This is a genomic window from Sporosarcina sp. ANT_H38 (assembly GCF_008369195.1).
Lineage (GTDB): Bacteria > Bacillota > Bacilli > Bacillales_A > Planococcaceae > Sporosarcina.
On the sequence record NZ_VOBC01000002.1, the window covers coordinates 673,147 to 691,924 of the forward strand.

Annotated in this window: 17 protein-coding genes and 2 pseudogenes; 8 read left to right on the plus strand and 11 right to left on the minus strand. The window is 36.2% G+C overall.

The genetic code is table 11. From position 1 onward, the window contains the following. Positions 1–154 precede the first annotated feature (154 nt). Both FQ087_RS15265 and FQ087_RS15270 read left to right on the plus strand, forming a co-directional pair. Complete coding sequence (locus tag FQ087_RS15265; protein ID WP_149581429.1) at positions 155–1,441, plus strand: M48 family metallopeptidase; 1,287 nt, start codon at positions 155–157, stop codon at positions 1,439–1,441. Positions 1,442–1,765: 324 nt separating this feature from the next. Beyond that, positions 1,766–2,674 carry a Gfo/Idh/MocA family protein gene (locus FQ087_RS15270; protein WP_149581430.1) on the plus strand — a complete coding sequence of 303 codons (909 nt, stop codon included), beginning with the start codon at positions 1,766–1,768 and terminating at the stop codon, positions 2,672–2,674. A gap of 74 nt (positions 2,675–2,748) precedes the next feature. Here FQ087_RS15270 and FQ087_RS15275 read toward each other — a convergent pair whose 3' ends face one another. From FQ087_RS15275 to FQ087_RS15300, 6 genes are all read right to left on the minus strand, one after another. Next, complete coding sequence (locus FQ087_RS15275; RefSeq protein ID WP_149581431.1) at positions 2,749–3,315, minus strand: NADPH-dependent FMN reductase; 567 nt, start codon at positions 3,313–3,315, stop codon at positions 2,749–2,751. Between the two features lie 12 nt (positions 3,316–3,327). Beyond that, positions 3,328–4,386, minus strand: coding sequence for an LLM class flavin-dependent oxidoreductase (locus tag FQ087_RS15280; RefSeq protein WP_149581432.1), 1,059 nt, complete (start codon positions 4,384–4,386; stop codon positions 3,328–3,330). A gap of 198 nt (positions 4,387–4,584) precedes the next feature. Beyond that, positions 4,585–5,526, minus strand: coding sequence for a ring-cleaving dioxygenase (locus tag FQ087_RS15285; RefSeq protein ID WP_149581433.1), 942 nt, complete (start codon positions 5,524–5,526; stop codon positions 4,585–4,587). A 165-nt stretch (positions 5,527–5,691) separates the two neighbouring features. Then, positions 5,692–6,135, minus strand: a complete 444-nt coding sequence (locus FQ087_RS15290) for a MarR family winged helix-turn-helix transcriptional regulator (RefSeq protein WP_149581434.1) — start codon at positions 6,133–6,135, stop codon at positions 5,692–5,694. 135 nt (positions 6,136–6,270) lie between these two features. Then, positions 6,271–6,741, minus strand: coding sequence for a hypothetical protein (locus FQ087_RS15295; RefSeq protein WP_149581435.1), 471 nt, complete (start codon positions 6,739–6,741; stop codon positions 6,271–6,273). Positions 6,742–6,919: 178 nt separating this feature from the next. Beyond that, positions 6,920–7,408: a hypothetical protein gene (locus FQ087_RS15300; protein ID WP_149581436.1), complete on the minus strand. Its 489-nt coding sequence runs from the start codon at positions 7,406–7,408 to the stop codon at positions 6,920–6,922. A 194-nt stretch (positions 7,409–7,602) separates the two neighbouring features. Between FQ087_RS15300 and FQ087_RS15305 the strand changes: the two genes are divergently transcribed. Continuing rightward, positions 7,603–8,508: a TetR/AcrR family transcriptional regulator gene (locus FQ087_RS15305; RefSeq protein WP_149581437.1), complete on the plus strand. Its 906-nt coding sequence runs from the start codon at positions 7,603–7,605 to the stop codon at positions 8,506–8,508. A 258-nt stretch (positions 8,509–8,766) separates the two neighbouring features. Here the strand turns inward: FQ087_RS15305 and FQ087_RS15310 are convergent, their stop codons facing one another. The 4 genes from FQ087_RS15310 to FQ087_RS15325 all read right to left on the minus strand — a co-directional run bounded on the left by FQ087_RS15310 (position 8,767) and on the right by FQ087_RS15325 (position 12,476). Beyond that, a complete protein-coding gene (locus FQ087_RS15310; RefSeq protein WP_149581438.1) occupies positions 8,767–9,267 on the minus strand; it encodes a flavin reductase family protein in 501 nt (166 codons plus the stop codon). A gap of 100 nt (positions 9,268–9,367) precedes the next feature. After that, entirely contained in the window at positions 9,368–9,991 is a 624-nt protein-coding gene (locus FQ087_RS15315) for a superoxide dismutase (protein ID WP_149581439.1), read from the minus strand. A gap of 216 nt (positions 9,992–10,207) precedes the next feature. Next, entirely contained in the window at positions 10,208–10,870 is a 663-nt protein-coding gene (locus FQ087_RS15320) for a helix-turn-helix transcriptional regulator (protein ID WP_149581440.1), read from the minus strand. A 988-nt stretch (positions 10,871–11,858) separates the two neighbouring features. After that, positions 11,859–12,476 carry an NAD(P)-dependent oxidoreductase gene (locus FQ087_RS15325; RefSeq protein WP_149581441.1) on the minus strand — a complete coding sequence of 206 codons (618 nt, stop codon included), beginning with the start codon at positions 12,474–12,476 and terminating at the stop codon, positions 11,859–11,861. Positions 12,477–12,801: 325 nt separating this feature from the next. Between FQ087_RS15325 and FQ087_RS15330 the strand changes: the two genes are divergently transcribed. From FQ087_RS15330 to FQ087_RS15355, 5 genes and pseudogenes are all read left to right on the plus strand, one after another. Further along, a complete protein-coding gene (locus tag FQ087_RS15330) occupies positions 12,802–13,143 on the plus strand; it encodes a toprim domain-containing protein (RefSeq protein WP_149581442.1) in 342 nt (113 codons plus the stop codon). Between the two features lie 293 nt (positions 13,144–13,436). After that, positions 13,437–14,465 carry an ABC transporter substrate-binding protein gene (locus FQ087_RS15335; RefSeq protein WP_149581443.1) on the plus strand — a complete coding sequence of 343 codons (1,029 nt, stop codon included), beginning with the start codon at positions 13,437–13,439 and terminating at the stop codon, positions 14,463–14,465. Further along, positions 14,465–15,547 carry a FecCD family ABC transporter permease gene (locus FQ087_RS15340; RefSeq protein WP_149581444.1) on the plus strand — a complete coding sequence of 361 codons (1,083 nt, stop codon included), beginning with the start codon at positions 14,465–14,467 and terminating at the stop codon, positions 15,545–15,547. The genes FQ087_RS15335 and FQ087_RS15340 overlap by 1 nt, the downstream gene beginning before the upstream one ends. Beyond that, on the plus strand, positions 15,547–16,383 hold the full coding sequence (locus tag FQ087_RS15345) for an ABC transporter ATP-binding protein (RefSeq protein WP_149581445.1): 837 nt from the start codon (positions 15,547–15,549) through the stop codon (positions 16,381–16,383). Before FQ087_RS15340 ends, FQ087_RS15345 begins: the two co-directional genes overlap by 1 nt. A 350-nt stretch (positions 16,384–16,733) precedes the next feature. Beyond that, a pseudogene (locus FQ087_RS15355) lies at positions 16,734–18,220 on the plus strand (IS1182 family transposase). A gap of 37 nt (positions 18,221–18,257) precedes the next feature. On the opposite strand, the pseudogene FQ087_RS15360 reads toward FQ087_RS15355, so the two are convergent. Beyond that, positions 18,258–18,753, minus strand: a pseudogene (locus FQ087_RS15360) (IS3 family transposase); the annotation flags it as partial. Positions 18,754–18,778 lie beyond the last annotated feature (25 nt).

Sequence of the window (18,778 nt, forward strand, 5' to 3'; positions counted from 1 at the left end):
AATATGGTCCGTAATTATAACTTATTTATTATTTTTTTTCGAATTACGATGAAAAATATGATAGGTAGCAAATATGTGTAAATAGTATTTGGTTCAGATTGACTAGACTCTTATTATCTAGTAAGTTTAATAAATAGATAAAGGAGGGAATTCAATGTCACAAAAAGATTTAACATCCAGTAAGGAAATGCCGTACTTTGTTTTAAGTATTATTTTCAGTGTGCTTTTGTACATAGTTGCTGCCGCTTCGATATTTGGAATAGCCATTTTATTAATTATATTAGCCGTACTACTGTTTTCAAACGCCATTATGCTAGGTTCTATTCGTGGAAATGGGATACGTATTAGTGAAAAACAGTTCCAAGATGTATATGAACGTGTCATTCTTCTATCAACTAAGATGAACTTAAAAAAAGTTCCCGACGTGTTTGTCATTCATTCAGAAGGTGCCTTCAACGCATTTGCAACCAGATTTCTAGGACGAAATATGATTGTTATCTATTCGGAGGTATTCGAACTGGCTAGAGAACAAGGAGATGCAGAGTTGGATTTTATCATCGCTCACGAGCTATCTCATTTGAAACGAAGACATATATGGAAAAACATTTTAATCTTGCCTGCGCAATTCATCCCTTTTCTTTCTCAAGCATACAGTCGTGCTTGCGAATATACGTGTGATCGCGAAGCTGCGTACCATATACAAAATGGGCTAGCTGCTAAACAAGCACTTACGATACTTGGTGTTGGGAAAAAGTTATATACAGAAGTTAATGAAGATGCATATTTAGAACAAATTTATACAGAATCCAATATCGCTGTATGGTTAAGTGAAGTTCTATCAAGCCATCCCCTGTTACCAAAAAGAATTCAAGCTGCAGGTAAATTTATGGGAGTAGATGGAACACCAAACTACAACTCAAATACAAGCAAAATTGCACTTGGAGTCGGTGCTTTATTCGGCATTTTTATTGTTGCCTATTTAGGAGTTATTGCACTTATTGCAGCAGGGACATTTACATATGCAAATGTATTTAGTTCAAGTATTTTAGGAAGCACTGAAACTGATTATTCATTGGAACTAACTCCTTTAATGGAAGCGGCTTCTATTGGCGATGAGGTACAGGTGAAAGATCTTATTGCTAGCGGGGTAAATTTAGAAGACCAAGACTCTGAGCAATCTACCGCTCTTCTTCATGCCATATACGGAGACTATAATGCTATCACTGAGTTATTGTTAGAAGCAGGTGCAAATCCAAATGTATCTGATGACTATTCAACTGCATTAACTGCCGCGTTATACAATGAAAATTATGATTTAGCTGCAATGCTATATGAATATGGCGCCGACCCCACAGCCCTAGATGCAGATGGTTACTCTGCCTTTAGTGTGTTAGATGTTGATAATGAAGAAGATTTTTTAGCAATACTATATAAGCAATAATAGAAAAAGTGTGAGCCCCGCATAGTAGACGCTTTTAAAAAAGTGACCCTATTCGGGGTTTTTTTCTGTTTTTATAACTGCTACTAAATTTAAACAAAAAACGAGTGCCAAGATAGGATTCAAATAAAATGCTGACATCATAAAAACTCCCAAAAAACCACTTCCTCTAACACACTTAACCTACCTCAATCACGCATTATTAACAGGTAATTAAGTTGGAAGTGTTGCAAAGGCGGGGCCTGTCACAGGATGATAACACTGTAATTGGTGATTAAATACTGAATAATGTAAGATTAGAATAAACAATAAATTGAGGGTGATTGAATGAAAGTTGGAATGATCGGGCTTGGTGATATCGCAAAAAAAGCATACTTGCCAGTTTTAACACAAACAAAAGGGATCGAGCTTCATATTTGCACCAGGAATGTAGAGACATTGAAAGAAATCGCGGAAACCTATTCTATTAATCATCTGTATCATGATTTCGATCATTGGCTTGAGAGCGGGATCACAGCGGCATTTGTTCATTCATCTACAGAATCTCACGAAAGCATCATTAATAAACTTCTAGATAATGGGATTCATGTATATGTTGATAAACCTATCACATACGACGCAGAATCATCAACACGGTTAATGGATAAAGCCAAAAGCAAAGATTTATTATTAATGGTTGGCTTCAATCGGAGGTACGCACCTTCCTATATGCAACTAAAAGAATTGGCTGAACCAAATATGATTATTATGCAAAAAAATCGAGGTCATCATGCAGGTGAGGTTAGGCAATTTATTTTTGATGATTTTATTCATGTGATTGATACGCTGCTCTATCTGTTCCCCTATCCGATTGAGAATATTCGCATTCGAGGTAAGCAGGAGAATGGGAAGCTCCATCATGTCGTACTACAGCTGGAAGCAATGCAAGGGACAGCGATTGGAATTATGAATCGTGAAGCGGGTACAACGGAGGAAAGAGTTGAAGTGATGAGTGCAAATGAAACGCGCATGGTAATGAACGTAAATGAAATTACCTCTCATATTGATAAAAATTGCAGTACTTACGCTAACGATGATTGGCAGCCAACACTTCAAAAACGTGGATTTCATGGCGTGATTTCAACGTTCTTGGAAGCGGCTAAAACTAACTCAGTGCCATATAAACAATACCAGAGGGATTTAGAATCACATGTAATCGCTGAAAGAATCGTTCAAACACTTGGTGACAGACACTAAAAAAAAGTAAAAATCCCAATCTCTCAAGGTACTGTAAATGAGAAATCGGGATTTTTATGACTACCACGGACTAGTTAAAAACCATATTCCTCATCTTTCACTTTCCGAATCCCTACATAAGCATCGACGAGGAGCACGGTATCTTCCACTAAGCGCTCCATCCGGAAGAGAACATCATCATTGACGATTTCTTTGCGGTGGAAATCCTTTTCTTCTATAAATACATAAGTGGGTACAATATGCGCCTTCATATACGCTAAAATCGGCTTCAACTGCTGTTCCGCCATTAAATAATGCTTCGCTGTACCAGCTGTTACAAGCATGCTCACCACTTTATCCCGGAACGCATTGACTGGTAATAAATCAAAAATATTTTTTAGCGTAGCTGGAATAGAAGCTTGGAACGTCGGTGTTCCAATAATAATGGCATCCGCCGCCATCAGTGTTTCTGTTACATATTTGGTGTCGCCCTCGTAGTCCCAGTAATTACGCCCGTCACTAAAGACCATGTTAAATTCGGCCAGATCCAGCAATGTAATCTCTGCATCCGGATATTTTTCATGCGCTATTTTGACTGTATAATCCATGGCTGTTCTTGTTTTAGATCCTACATTGGAGCCCGATAGTAATACGATTTTCATGATAGCATCTCCTTATTTTCCGGCTGTATATTTCTTAACCGCTGGCAGTATTTCTGTCGCAATCAGCTCAATATTTTTCATAATTTTATCAAACGGCACTCCACCGAAGTCGATTTGTGCCATGAATCGTTGTTGACCAAATAACTCGTATTGGTAGAGCATTTTTTCAATAATTTGCTGTGGGCTACCAATCATTAACGCATCACGTGTATCCGTCGATTGTGCAAATTGTTGTTTCGGATAGCCGCCGCCTCTTAACGCCTGCATACCACCATTGGCATGTGGATAATATTCACGCAGCGCATCTTGTGAATTTTCTGCGGTATAAAATAAGCTCGTTGTCGCTATAGGTAAAGCCGCTGGATCAAAACCACTACGCTGTGCCGCCTCACGATAAGCATCCACTGAAACCTTAAAGTTAATCGCAGGGCCACCAAGCGTAGTTAGCATCATCGGCACTCCTGCATAGCCCGCCTTAATAGCACTTGCAGGTGGTCCGCCTACTGCACGCCAAATTGGCAGATGACCATTTTTGGGTTGTGGTAAAATAGTAGCGTTTTCCAACGGTGCCCGGAATTGCCCCTGCCACGTCACATTTTCCTCATCATTTATCTTCATCAGAAGTTCTAATTTTTCTTCAAATAACTCTTCGTAATCATGTACATCATAACCGAGTAAACTATAAGCCCCTATCCGTGAACCACGTCCTGCAACAATTTCAGCTCGACCTTTTGAAATCAAATCAATCGTGGCAAAATCTTCATAGACACGCACAGGATCCGATACACTTAACACCGTTGCAGAACTCGCAATTTTAATATTTTTTGTTGCCTGTGCGATAGCGCCTAAAATGACCGTATGCGCTTGTGTTGTAAAATGCGTTTGATGACTTTCACCAACTGCGAAAACATCTATTCCTGCCTCGTCTGCCAGCTTACTTGCTTCAATCAATTCTTGAATACGTTGCTCTGCGCTAATACGACTTCCTGTTAGAGGATTTAGTACATGATCCCCAATCGAATATAAACCAAATTCAAGTCCTTTAGTAGTATCAATACGGTATTTCTCCATTTTCATCGTCTCCTTTTTGTATGTCCAGACTTCGGTTCGCCTTGCACTTTTCTTAGTGTCCAGCTCCAGTGCCTAGGGGCTCGGGTCATAAGTCAGCCCAGCTAGGAAGGATTGAACTGCATCCTTCCCGGGCAAAAAGCGCCGCGTCGCTAGGCAGCCTTATGCCTGTCGCCCCTGATCGAGGCACTTACGCTTTTCTTAGTCAATCGGTTGTAATTTCGCTTCAATTTCTGCACGTTTTGATTCTAAAAATGGTGGTAAATCTAATTCTTTTCCTAACGCTTCAACAGTTGAATCTATTGTAAATCCAGGTCCATCTGTAGCAATTTCAAATAGAATGCCATTCGAATCACGGAAGTATAAACTTTGGAAATAAAAACGATCGATGACGCCTGATGAATCAAAGCCACGTTCTTTCACGACTCCGTCCCAATAGCGTAGCTCCTCCTCGTTTTTCACACGAATCGCCAAATGATGAATACTTCCTCGGCCTGGTTTTTCACTCGGCCCCTCCAACTGCTTCAGGACTATTTCACCAAATGATTGCCCTTCAACTGACTGATAAATGGCTTCCTTTTCTGAACGAGTTACTTCTACATAGCCAAACATATCCTTTAATGTTTTAGCCGTTCGGTCTAAATAACGTACTGTTATTTCTGTAGTTCCCATCCCTAAAATGCGATGCTTCTGCTCCACGATAGAATCTTCCCAAGCTGACCAGTGTTTGGGTACTTCTTCACCATTATTATTTAGCAAAATAAGGCGTAGCCCTTCCGAATCTTCAAATGTAAGTGCTTCTCGACCTGCATAAGTTATAATTTCTCCATGCACAACATCTAATAGCTCAAATCTGTTTTTCCAGTATTCCAGACTTTCAAATGATGGTACAAGCAATCCAATTTGTGTAATTGCATTTGTTCCACGGACCGTTCTTCCTGCCATCGACATTTCAAAAAAGGATAGCTCTGTACCAGCACTTCCTGTTAAATCGCCGTAAAACAAATGATACATAGATGGACTGTCTTGATTAACTGTCTTTTTTACTCGTCTCAAACCTAACACCTTTTGATAAAATTGATTATTCATCTTAGCGTTTTTTGTAATCATTGAAATATGGTGATGTCCTGGAATTTTATGCATAGTGCTTCCTCCTATTTATCAAATTCGCCTTGGCGAATTTGTGTAAGTATTTTATCGAGCAGGCTCGATAATTCCCCTTGAATAATCTATAGCATCTGCCGTAGGCTAGACTTTATTCAAGTGAATAAAGTTAACTTGATTAGTCAAGTGATGGTGTAAAAAAAATCACTCTAACGGTAATTCTTTTCTTTGACTATATTTATGTACACGTGTCATCAATGTGTACAGTGTTTTCTCTTCTTCCTCGTTTAATACATCGGCAAAAAATGACGATTGAAACGCCAGTTGAGCTGGCATAGCCTCTTCTAAAATTGCTTCTGCATTGTCAGTGAGGGTAATCATTTTCGTTTTCCAGTCTTGCTTACGTACAATATAACCTTCTTTTTCAAGTCGCGCGAGCATACGGGAAATCCCGCCTTGCGTAACTGTCACTTTTTCAGCTAATTCGCTTTGTGTAAGAGGCTGGTATATGTGAATTTGCACAAGTACATCGAATTGGGCAGTTGTTAAATCAAAACGCTTTAAAAAATCATTTGATAGTTGGTTACTTTGATTTGTAAAACGCATTAAACGTAACCAAATTAACGATCCAATCGTATTATTACGCATCTTGTTTCCCTCCCCATCACTAACCTTAATATCACTTTACCACGCAAGTGATTACTTTTCAAGTTAAATGTCTCGAATTAAAGATTTACTGAAGTACTACTTATATCATACGAACTTATTGATCTAAATAGCTGATTAATGCCATTGCAATTCAATGACTTCATTCATTTCCAATCGTAAAACTACTATTGTGTTTGAAGTTAAATTAGAAATCTTAATTCTTACCTTACTGGAAGATGGAATCGCAAAATTTACTCCATTAGTTTTTTTCACTAGAAAGAAGTCATGACCGTTTGCAAATTCATTCTCATTTAAAAAATCCCATATGCTATCATCATAAGTTATGCTATCAATCATATATAGTGTAAATATGTTGGTGTTCTCTAAAATATTTGCATTTCTTAATATCTTTACTCTTGGAAAGGAAGGAACCATTAACAACAACTTGTAGTTTTGTTTTAACTTTTCTTCTATATACGATTTGCAATCTAGTTCGCTATATTCAATAAGTTTATCTGGAATGGTCGACGTTAGTATCGGCAACACAAATTCATTCGCATAAATATCATCTGTTTTTTCTAATTCCAACTTTGAATAACTATCCATTAAATTCCCCTTTTTCAAATGTTTAATGACAGGAACTAAAACATACACGATTGGATGAGTGCCTATCCCCCTGCTTCTTACTATACAATAAAAAAACACAGTCAACTGGATATGACTGTGCTCTTTTTTATGCAATTGCAGTTTTCTTGAATAGGTATCTGGCAATCATTCAAAATCACTAACACATAACAATAATTTTATGGGGTGTGGTTTGTGCCGGGATACTTCTGGTAGTAGCACCATAGAGAACAATTAAATCCCGATTTGCAACACTTCCATTAAAAGCCTGCCCGTTTTCCAATAAAATTTGAGTATGGGGGGAAATATTTAACCTTAATGTACCGTCGCTACTCTCTAAATTGCCGTTAAAATGGTCTACTTTCACATTTTGATTAGGCGTATCTTTGGCCATAACAATTGCGCGAAATTGTGGTGGAAATATGAGTGGAACTGGTGCATTTGCATCATAAAATCCAGTTACCCTATCCCCTACCGACACCATTACATGATCTACAAAGTAAGTCGTGGGTGCTACTACGAAATTTACTAACCTTCCATACCCGCCATCTACCGATATTAATTTATAGCAACCTACTACATTGTTTTGCCCTATCGAAAAATTATCAATCATTGTTACAACGCCGCTAAATGGTTGAAAGTTTACCATTCCATTACCTCCGTTACTAATTGAACTTACATCATATAGATTATGCCATCTTCCTATTGATTGTACCTAGACATAATGTTAAAAGTTAAATAGCAACACAAATATACCCGCAGTCCATATATGAACCAACAGTACACTTGTGTTATTATATAAGTAGTCCTATGCGTACATAAATTTCTAAAGGGGTTCAGAATATGATTAAGAAAAAAAGAAATGTCATAGATAAAGCACATGAGTTATTTATCGAAAAGGGGTATCATGGTACATCGATTCAAGATATTTTGAATCATAGTGGTATTTCGAAGGGGTCTTTTTATAATTATTTCCCATCCAAAGGTGAGTTATTTAAAGCGGTATTCACTCTTATGCAAGAAAACATGAAAACCAAGAGAGATGAGCTGCTCATTGGGGAAGACATTACAGACAAAGAAGTGTTCATTAAACAAGTTAGTCTTATGATGGAATACAACCGGAAGAATAAATTACTTCAACTAATTGAGGATGTGTTCGTTTCAAATGAACCAGAACTGATTATATACATTAAGCAGACAAGATATTTATTTGTAAACTGGGTATATGAACGTTTTTTAAGTATCTTTCCAGAACAACAAGCAAAATACATGGGTGATTGTGCCGTGCTTTACACAGGAATGATACAAAACATTTCGCACACAAGTAATAGTGTAAATGGAACGATAACGTTACAGCAAATTACTACATACTGTATGGACCGCGTGAGTACAATTCTTGATGACATTAGTAAAAAGGACATTCAATTATTTACCCAAGAAAAGATGAAGCAGTTACAGCCACAATCGAATTACAATGAGTTTTTTAATAATGAATTTTCGATAGCGACATTGAATGTGAAAAGGATAATTGAGAAGCAATTCAAGCCGAAAGATCCTAAACTAACGACGTATCTAAATTTGCTCTATTTTATCCAAAAAGAAATCCTAAACAACAAAGAGGAATCTAGGCAATACTTAATTGAAAGTGCATTAACAACTTTGAAAACGAGTAGTGGAGTTAATCATACAAAGGAATATCTACAGTATGAGCAGATTTTAGAGGAAATGAATTATTACCCGATTGCCTAGTGGATTCATCCTAGTAAAAACAGATTCCGATGTTATCTATCAACTGGAAAGATAACATCGAGACTTTTGCAACGCGAACTTCTTAAAGTTACGGCGAGCTATCAATGATTATCACGGACATTTCTCTGTTTCATGCTTTACTGGTTATTCAGCTATCCCAAAGTCCTTTTTTACACGATTTAATTATAAAATAGCACATTTACTTGAAAACAGTAGGATTAGTTTACATGTATGTAGAACATCTACTACATACTTCTATTAGCTTTCATGAAAAATTGCTGGAAGTGCCCCTAACTTTCTTCCGTGGTAGACAAGAGGCAATCTCTTTTCAACATCGATTTCGATTATCTCTCCAATCAAAATCATATGGTCGCCTGCCTCAATTTGTTTAAATGTCCTACATTGTAATGATGCAATTGCACCTTTAATAAGGGGTAGACTATGTTCTGAAGAAGACCAATCACAATTTGCAAAACGATCTTGATTACTACTCGCAAATAAAGAAGCAATTTCTGATTGATTGTCAGCTAAAATATTAATGGCAAACTTATCGATGTTCTTAAATGTTTCGTATGTAGAAACCCTCTTATCAATTGACCATAAAACCAGTAGTGGATCCAATGATACCGATGCGAACGAATTCACCGTTAATCCAATAGGGGTATGATTTTCATCCGTTGCCGTAACAACCGTAACACCGGTTGGGTAATTCGCCAATGCTTCCTTAAATGAATTTGTTTTCTCAGAATTTATTTGCATTTCATCATCTCCTTGAATTTAGTAAAACCCAGAAAATAATTTCAGGTTATGAAATAAACAAGATAAGAGCCTCAAAGGCATCTTATCTTGTAAAAAACAATTAGCTATTCAATGCTTGTTCGTATTTTGTAGAGACTGCATCCCAATTAATAATTTTAAAGAAGTTTGAAGTATAATCAGGTCTTCTGTTTTGATAAGTAAGGTAATAAGCATGCTCCCAGACATCTAAGCCCAAGATAGCGATTTCGCCTTCCATAATCGGATTGTCTTGATTTGGCGTACTTGTTACATCAACCTGTTTTTCATTATTAACGACTAGCCAAGCCCAACCGGAACCGAATCTCCCTGTTGCAGCCTTCGTGAATTCTTCTTTGAACTTGTCAAAACTACCAAAACGATTGTCAATTGCCGCTGCTAACTTGCCAGTTGGTAAATTGTTTTCCGAAGGAGCAGTAAGGACTTCCCAGAATAACGAGTGGTTTAAATGGCCGCCTCCATTATTTCTAACAGCAGTTCGAATTGACTCAGGTAAAGCGTCCACATTTGTCAGGAGTTCCTGTAACGTTTGTCCACTTAACTCTTCATGCCCTTCAAGTGCAGCATTTAGATTATTGATATACGCTTGATGATGCTTTCCATAATGGATTTCCATTGTTTGTTGATCAATAACTGGTTCTAACGCGTCGAAACCATAATTTAGTGCCGGTAATGTAAATGTACTCATTTTTATTCCCCCTAGTTTTATTATGAACCCCTTACACTTTATAAACCTTTTGGTATAAGAAGTATCTATACTGATAATAGAACTAGTAATTAACTAAAGTCAATTGGATTGTCTTTACCTTACTCATTTACTTAATTCTATACATGCTTAATCATCTACTCTGAAGGAATGCAAAAAAGGCCACTATTATAATAGATGGCCTTTCTATCCTATTTTTTATACGGATGCGCTATCTTTACTTTGTGAAGACTCATTAAAATTTATAAGAAAATGACAATGGTTTTCTCCATCAGCTTTACAACTTGTTCTTCTTATACTATTCGTCTTCAGTACTTCTTTAAACATATTCGTCTCACAATTACATGCTTGCTTAAACTTTTTAGATACCTCAAAAATAGGACAATTATGTTCAATTAATTCAAATATATTATGATCTATTTTAATTACATCGGCCATATAGCCTTTTTCAATTTGAATATTTTTTAGTGTCTCAACCATTTCATCGTTTGATACTATATTTTTCATATAGGGAGAGTAATTATCAGCTAATCGCTTACTTCTCTTTTCAAATAGACGATCAATTATTTCGTCCCCTTGAATCTCCTGAAGGTCATTAAGAAAATCAACAGTAAGATTATCATAACTTTTAGGGAAAAGTACATCCGCTTGCGGTGTTAATGAAAAAACTTGAATCGGTCGACCTAGGGGTTGCTTTACTTCAGAGATATGAATAAAAGAGTCTCTATCGAGGATATTCAGGTGTTTTCTGACAGCCATTTCTGTGATAGTTAATGCTTGGGCCATTTGATTGACAGTCATTTTAGTTTCTTTTTTCAATAAATTAAGTAATTTTTCTTTTGTTGTTAAACGTGAATCCATCACTTTTTCACCTCCGGAGTCAAGTATCTTATGATAGCATGAATATTTCACAACTTATAGTACATCGATTTCCCGCCGTAAAAAGGAGATTGTGTAGAAAAAGATAAAAAACCTCAGATGACAAGGAGTAATCCCAATCATCCGAGGTACGATAATCGTATCCGCTGTTTCTTTTCATGTTCCCTAAAGAGCAAGTGCGGTTTGAAAGATGTATTTCGCGAAAACTCCCTATCAGAAATAAAAAACTGGGACTAGCCTCTTGTCAAATACCCAATAAGAGATAATCCCACTTCATTAGACTGCTGAATTGATAACATTTACTTTGCGGTTTCCCGTCGAACAATCGGCACCACTTCTGTCGCCAACATTTCAATACCTTCGGCGACCTTGGAAAACGGCAAACCTCTATATAATGGGACATAACACGTGCACCAACATGTTCATTTAAATATTCAGCTAATATTTAATATCACGCGTGTGACTCGTATAGGAATGTGAAAAATTATCGCTTCCTTCAGAAAGAGTTCTTTTGCTAGTCGAATATGCATTCCATCACCCTGAAATTTCTTTTTTTATTTCTCTTATACTCAATTCATTACTAGGGGGTAGTTACTTTGATTTACACTATGCACAAAGTAAAGCATCCTTTTCAATAGCTGGTTTTTCTGTTTCAATTTAAAAACCTCTAATTTAAAAAATCAAATTTCATTGAATCAATTTCATAATTTAACAATCAACCTTAATATCCGAATAAGGTTGATTTTCGCTTCAGGCGGACGCTTCCATATTAAAGGGAGGTGATTTCCCCTTTATTGTTCAGATCTACACTGTTAATGAATTGATAATGGTTGAAGGAACTGATGAACAGTATGATTACAATACATCAATAGTAGATGAACTACTCAAAAGCCAAGTTCTAACACATCTCTAAAATGTGTTAGAACTTGACCTCCTATTAATCTTTTTACTTTTATCCATCTCTTGTTTACTAGTCGCTCAAGGCAACAGACTGGTGGATAAATTCTTCATTGGCAATTGCCTGTAATAAGAAGTCGGCGACATCTGCGCGTGAAATTGTACGGCCGCCTTTAGGAACCCCAATCGCATCTTTACGATATGTCCCTGTAAACGGTTTGTCATTGAGCCCTAATGGTCTTGCAATAGTCCATTGTAAATCATTTTCTTTTAACACAGCCACTGCATTGTGATGATCGTCTAGCACATTTCCAAGCAATTTCATCGTAACTTTCCCGATAACACCTGGTATTTCTTTATCAATCCCTGCCGAAGCCATGTAAGCAATCGGCGACACCTGCTGTTCCTTCATACCCTGAACGATGTTTTGCGTCATTTCATGAAGTACTGTTGTTTTTCGTAATCCAGTGTTCGTTCCAAGTGTTGAAATAACTGCGTCATTCCCAAGAATGGCTTTTTTCACAGCAGATGCATCTGTTACATCCCCCTGAACAATTAAAAGGTTCGGATTGGAAATGTTCAAGTTACTTGGGTTTCTTACGAATGCTGTGACCGTATGGTTATCAGAAAGCGCTTTCGTAACAAGCAACTTCCCCGTTTTCCCCGAGGCACCAAAAATAATAATTTTCATAAGTTCCCTCCAAGTTGAATCGGTTTACCATATTTAACTCGCAAACTAAATATAACATTACTTTTGAAGTGCGACATCCTTCGAATTGGAATACTACTAATTACTTTCTGGAATGGAGTAATTATCGCTATACAAATCCCCCACCAACTTCATTGGTATTTGGTAACAGTCCCCCAAACAAACATGAATTCCATGTTTGTTTAAACTTTCACAGAAATAAACACTAATACCTATCCTAACTATGAATTTGGAAACCCCCTTAATTTATGCGATAATCTAATGATAAGAACTACTGTTTTATCGCATGAATGAAAGAGGTGCTGTTGTGAAACCGGTCATCCTAGCCGAAAAGCCAAGCCAAGCGAAGGCATACGCAGACGCTTTTTCTGTGCGGCGACATGAAGGTTATTTGGAATTATTACCTTCTCCTATATTTTCAGAAGGTGCATATATTACATGGGGCATCGGCCACCTTGTCGAATTGAAGGAACCGAAAGAGTACGATCCTAAATGGGCCAAATGGTCGCTTGCAAGTTTGCCCATTTTGCCGGAACGCTATGAGTTTCAGGTCGCAAAAGGAAAAACCAAGCAGTTCGCCATTGTAAAAAAGCTGATTAAAGGCACCGACACTGTCATTAACGCCTGTGACGTGGACATATCTCTATAAAGTAATATGTACACAATAAACAATTTTATCCTTATTAAGATACTACATAGATATCGCACTAAATAATAATTTGCACGTAAATAAAAAATGCACATAATCAGATTTAACATCTGGGTTTATGTGCATTTTCAAGTTTCTTTCATCTTATTCATTTTTCAAATTATTGATTGACTGCTGAAACCCCTTTTTGTGTTTCACTTGAATATGAGGTTTAATTATAATACAATAGTATTGTTTGGAAATAAAAGGTGATGTTAATACTTTTAATAAATCCATTATAGAAGGAGATAATTATGATAAAGAGTAGAAGCCTAAACAGACTTTTAACAGTCATTTCAATAGTAGGCTTGTCATTAAGTATTGTAGGATGTTCAGCTAAAGATGATAAAAAAGATGAAAAGCCTGAAACTAAAACAGAGGCGAGTAATTTTAAACCAGTAGAGTTTACTTATTCAGATGGAGCAAAGGATTATAATGTAAAAGTTGAAACACCAAGAGAAAGAGCCGTAACGTTATCACAATTTATGACTGAAATGTTACTTGCATTAGACTTAGAAGATAAAATGATCGGAACAGCTCTTTTAGATAACCCAATACTCCCTGAGTTTGAAGACGCTTATAATAAAATACCTGAACTTAAAATTGGTGAAGGACATTCGGTAGCGAAAGAAGGATTTATGGCTTTGGGTGCCGATTTTGTAAGCGGCTGGGATTCATCTATCAGTGAACAAACAACAGGATCTCCAGATGAACTTATGGAAAAAGGTACAACTCCATTTATGGCGAAATCATACGATCCAGATGCTACGGTTGAAACTGTATATGAAGATTTCGAGCTGTTAGGAAAGATATTCGGGGTTGAAGGTAAAGCAACTGAAGTAATCAATACAATGAAAAGTGATATAAAATCAGTTACTGACAAATTAGGCGATATAAAAGAAGAAGAAAGAATCAAAATGATGGTATATGATTCAGGCGAAAATGATGCGATGGTAGTTGGGTCTGGTTTAGCTAATAACCTAATCACTTTAGCAGGTGGCAATAATATATTTGGAAAAGCTGCAACGAAGCCTTATATAAATGCATCTTGGGAAAGTATAGTAGCAGAAAATCCTGAAGTTATATTAATAACAGATTTCATGGCAGGACAACCAGTACAAGAAAAGATAGACTTTTTAAAATCGCATCCAGCACTTAAAGATGTTTCAGCGATAAAAAATGATAAACTTTACGTTGTAGAATTAGCCGATTTATCTCCAGGTATCAGAAATCCAAAGATTATAGAGCAAATGTATGGATACTTTTTTGGAGAGAGTAAGTAATGGGGATATCAGTACAAGAACAAAGAAGCCTTTCTAAAAAGAAAGGTTTCTTATTTTGGGTTATAGCTTTAACTGTAATTTTGGCAGGAACCATAATTGGAGCTATAGCAATCGGTAGTACTTATATGGAACCTGGAGAAGTTTATAAAGTATTACTCAATAAATTAACTAATGGAGCTTTATTTGAAAATGCTGGCACGGTGATGACACAGAATATAATATGGGAAATACGATTACCCAGGGTATTATTAGGGGCATTATGTGGAGCTGGACTCGCCCTTTGTGGCGTACTTATGCAATCTATAACTAAAAATCCAATCGCAGAACCATATATACTTGGTATATCCTCAGGGGCATCTTCTGGAGCTGTGGCTGTCATCGTTCTAGGTGGAGTATCATCGATAGGTATTAATAGTATAAGTGCGGGTGCATTTGTTGGGGCAATGGTGTCAGGAATACTAGTATTTGTTATAGGTACTCAAATGGGGAAAACGACTTCTACTACAAGGCTAGTTCTTACAGGAATGGCTATATCAACAATATTTTCAGCACTTACAAACTTACTAATCTATTCGGCCGATAATTCAAACCAAGCTAAAAATGCGTTATTTTGGACTGTTGGTAGTTTAGGGGGAGCTAAGTGGAGTGTATTATTATTTCCATTTATAACACTAGTTATAGTTATGATAGTTGCATTTGTAATGTCAAAGTCATTAGATATATTACTTTTAGGTGATGATAGCGCCATTATACTTGGTATAAATGTGAAAATGATAAAATCTATAATATTAATATTAGCTACTTTACTTACCGCATCATTAGTTGCAATAACAGGTGCTATAGGATTTATAGGCCTTATTGTTCCTCATATATGCAGAACGCTAGCAGGAAGTGATCATAAAAAATTAATCGTTCTTTCTGCGTTAGTCGGAGCAATATTTTTAATAATATCAGATGTATTAGCAAGAGGACTTTTCCCACCAATAGAGATACCTATAGGTATTATCACTTCATTAGTTGGAGGACCATTTTTCTTATACTTAATTTCTAAAAAAAATTATGCTTTCGGAGGAAAAGAATAATGAAGAAGCTGCAGGTTAAAAATTTAAGGTTCAGTATAGATAAAAAGGAAATATTAAAAGGTATAACTTTTGATGTTCCGACAGGCAGTTTTGTAGGCGTTATCGGTCCAAATGGTTCAGGGAAATCAACTTTATTAAAAAACATATACAGATTATATAAACCCACTAGCGGCGAGGTGTTTTTAGATAATAAATTGTTATCTAAAATGAAAAATAAAGATTGTGCAAAAGAGATCGCCGTACTTGCGCAGGAAAGCGATTCTCAGTTTGACTTTACTGTAGAGCAGATTGTTAAAATGGGAAGATATCCATATAAATCAGCATTTGAAGATTACTCAAAAGAAGATTTGAAATTGGTTTCAGAAATGTTGAAAAAAGTAGGCCTAGATAATTATAGTGATCGGAGCTTTTCAAATTTATCAGGTGGAGAAAAACAAAGAACATTAATTGCAAGGGCCTTAGTTCAAGATACAGATTTTTTAATATTAGATGAGCCGACGAATCACCTAGATATTGGGTATCAAATTCAACTTATGGATTTAGTTAAAAGTCTTAATATTACTACGTTATCTGCGATACACGATATGAATATTGCTTCAATGTACTGTGATTATTTACTAGTCATGAAAGAAGGACAAATCATAAACTTTGGGACTGTTGAAGAAGTAATCTCTTCACAAATGTTAAAAGAAATATTTGGTGTAAATGCTCATGTGGGTATTAATCCTATCAATAAAAAGTTGCTGGTTTCATTTATGCATACCCATGTACATATAGATGGAGTAGGGCATGATCATGTTCATGAGGATGGATTCACGGGCGGACATTATCATTAACATGTTTACTTGTAAAATTGATTTTTTCCGTAAAAAGAGGAACTTTTTCAATTTGGTAAATATCATGATATTTATGTTATGGATTTACTTAGAAAAGATTAGGAAAACATTTCAGCTTAATTGCAGAGTAAAAGAGCAGACTGCTTTGTAAACTGTACCCTATGTAAAGGACATTTAAAAAAGCTAGGCAGACTTAAGTAGATGATCCCTGTATTCAACGAGGACACTGAAAAAGTCCAAATGGATAACAAAAGCGATTGTGAGAACGGATTTCCGTTTCCACAATCGCTTTTTCTTTCATTTTTCTCATTATAGTATAATAAGAAAAACCTACTAGAGGTGGTGCGACCATGATTTCCAAACAAGAAACATTAAATTTAAGTCCATATATGGCATTGTATGAATTAATCATTCCGAAAGAAAATATGCTTCGGCAAATCAATGAACTCGTTGATTTTTCATTTATTTTAGACGAACTAAAATCAAAATATTGTTTGGATAATGGTCGAAATGCGATTCCACCAATTCGAATGTTTAAATATTTACTGTTAAAAGCGATTCATGACTTATCAGATACCGATCTTGTGGAGCGTTCAAAATACGATATGTCCTTCAAATATTTTTTAGATATGACACCTGAAGAGAATGTCATCGATTCAAGCTCTCTTACAAAATTCCGCCGTCTTCGCCTACAGGACATGAATTTATTAGACTTACTCATTGGCAAGACGGTTGAAATTGCGTTAGAGAAAGGTCTTATCACGAGTAAAACGATTATTGTCGATGCGACACATACAAAATCCCGTTATAATCAAAAATCACCGAAAGAATTTTTACAAGAAAAATCGAAAAATGTACGAAAAGCGGTCTATCAATTGGATGAAAATATGAAAGGGAAATTCCCAATAAAACCAACTTCTAATGAGGTAAGTGAAGAATTAAACTACTGCCGTCAGGTCGTTCAAGTGGTAGAAACACAATCAAAAGTAGCACAACTACCAGCTGTAAAAGAAAAGTTAAATGTATTGAAAGAAGTGATAGACGATTATAATGTACAACTGAGCTATTCAAGTGATCCGGACGCACGTGTTGGACATAAATCAGCGGATTCATCTTTCTTTGGATTCAAAACACATATTGCGATGAGTGATGAACGTATTATTACAGCTGCGATTGTGACAACGGGTGAAAAAAGTGATGGACATTACCTTAAAGAATTAGTAAAGAAAAGTAAAGAAACGGGTATGGAAGTTGGTACTGTCATTGGAGATACCGCTTATTCTGGGAAAGAAAATTTACAATATGCTCAAGCAGAAGAGTTTCAATTGGTTTCGAAATTAAACCCAAACATTACCGGAGAGACTTCACATCGAAAAGTAGTTTTTGAATTTAATAAAGATGCAGGCATGTATGTATGTATGTATGTATGTATGTATGTATGTATGTATGTCCAGCAGGTCACATGGCTATTCGAAAAGCACGAACTGGAAAGAAAAATCAAGCAGCTAATCAAGCAGAAACATACTCATTTGATATAGAAAAATGTAAGGTATGCCCGATGCGTGAAGGGTGCTATAAAGAAGGAGCAAAAAGTAAAACATACTCTATCAGAGTTAAATCTACGGAACATAAGGAGCAAATTCGTCTTCAAGAAACGGATGAATTCAAGACCCTTTCGAAAAAACGTTATAAAATTGAAGCAAAAAATAGCAAAATTAAAAACCCACATGGTTATAAAACAGCAAAATCAGTGGGTCTATTTGGTATGGAAATACAACGTGCAACAACGATATTTGCGGTGAATCTCAAACGGATATTAAAACTTCTAAACGAGTAAAAGTAAGAAATAGACAAGGAAAGAAGGAACATTCTGTTCAAAATCGAACGGAATGTGCCTTCTTTTTGTCTGAAAAACCAAGAGTCATAAAAAACGTAAGTTTTTCAGTGTCCTCGTATTCAACAGGGGTCATCTTTTTTAAATCCCATTGATATCTATAGTGATTGTAGTAGGTCATGTAGTTCTTGATTTCCTTCTTTAACTCTTCTAAAGTATCACATGGCCTTATAGATGCCTCGTCCTTAAAATGTCCAAAGAATGAACTCCTGGGGAGCGTTGTCCCAACAGTTACCTCTTCTTGACATGGACTGGCCTAATTTATATTTCTTCACTAGCTTTTGGTAAATCGGACTAGTGTAATGTCCTCCTTAATCAGAGTGAATAAAGGCTCCTTCAGCCAACTTTACTTTCCGATTTTTCTTTAGCTTATTTAATGTATTGAGGGCTATATCGAGTGTGATTTGATCTGATACCTTGTATGCCAAAATTTCATTAGTGGAGGCATCTTTAATTGATGATAAACATGCCTTTTTCAGATTGATTCATAAAAAGTTACTT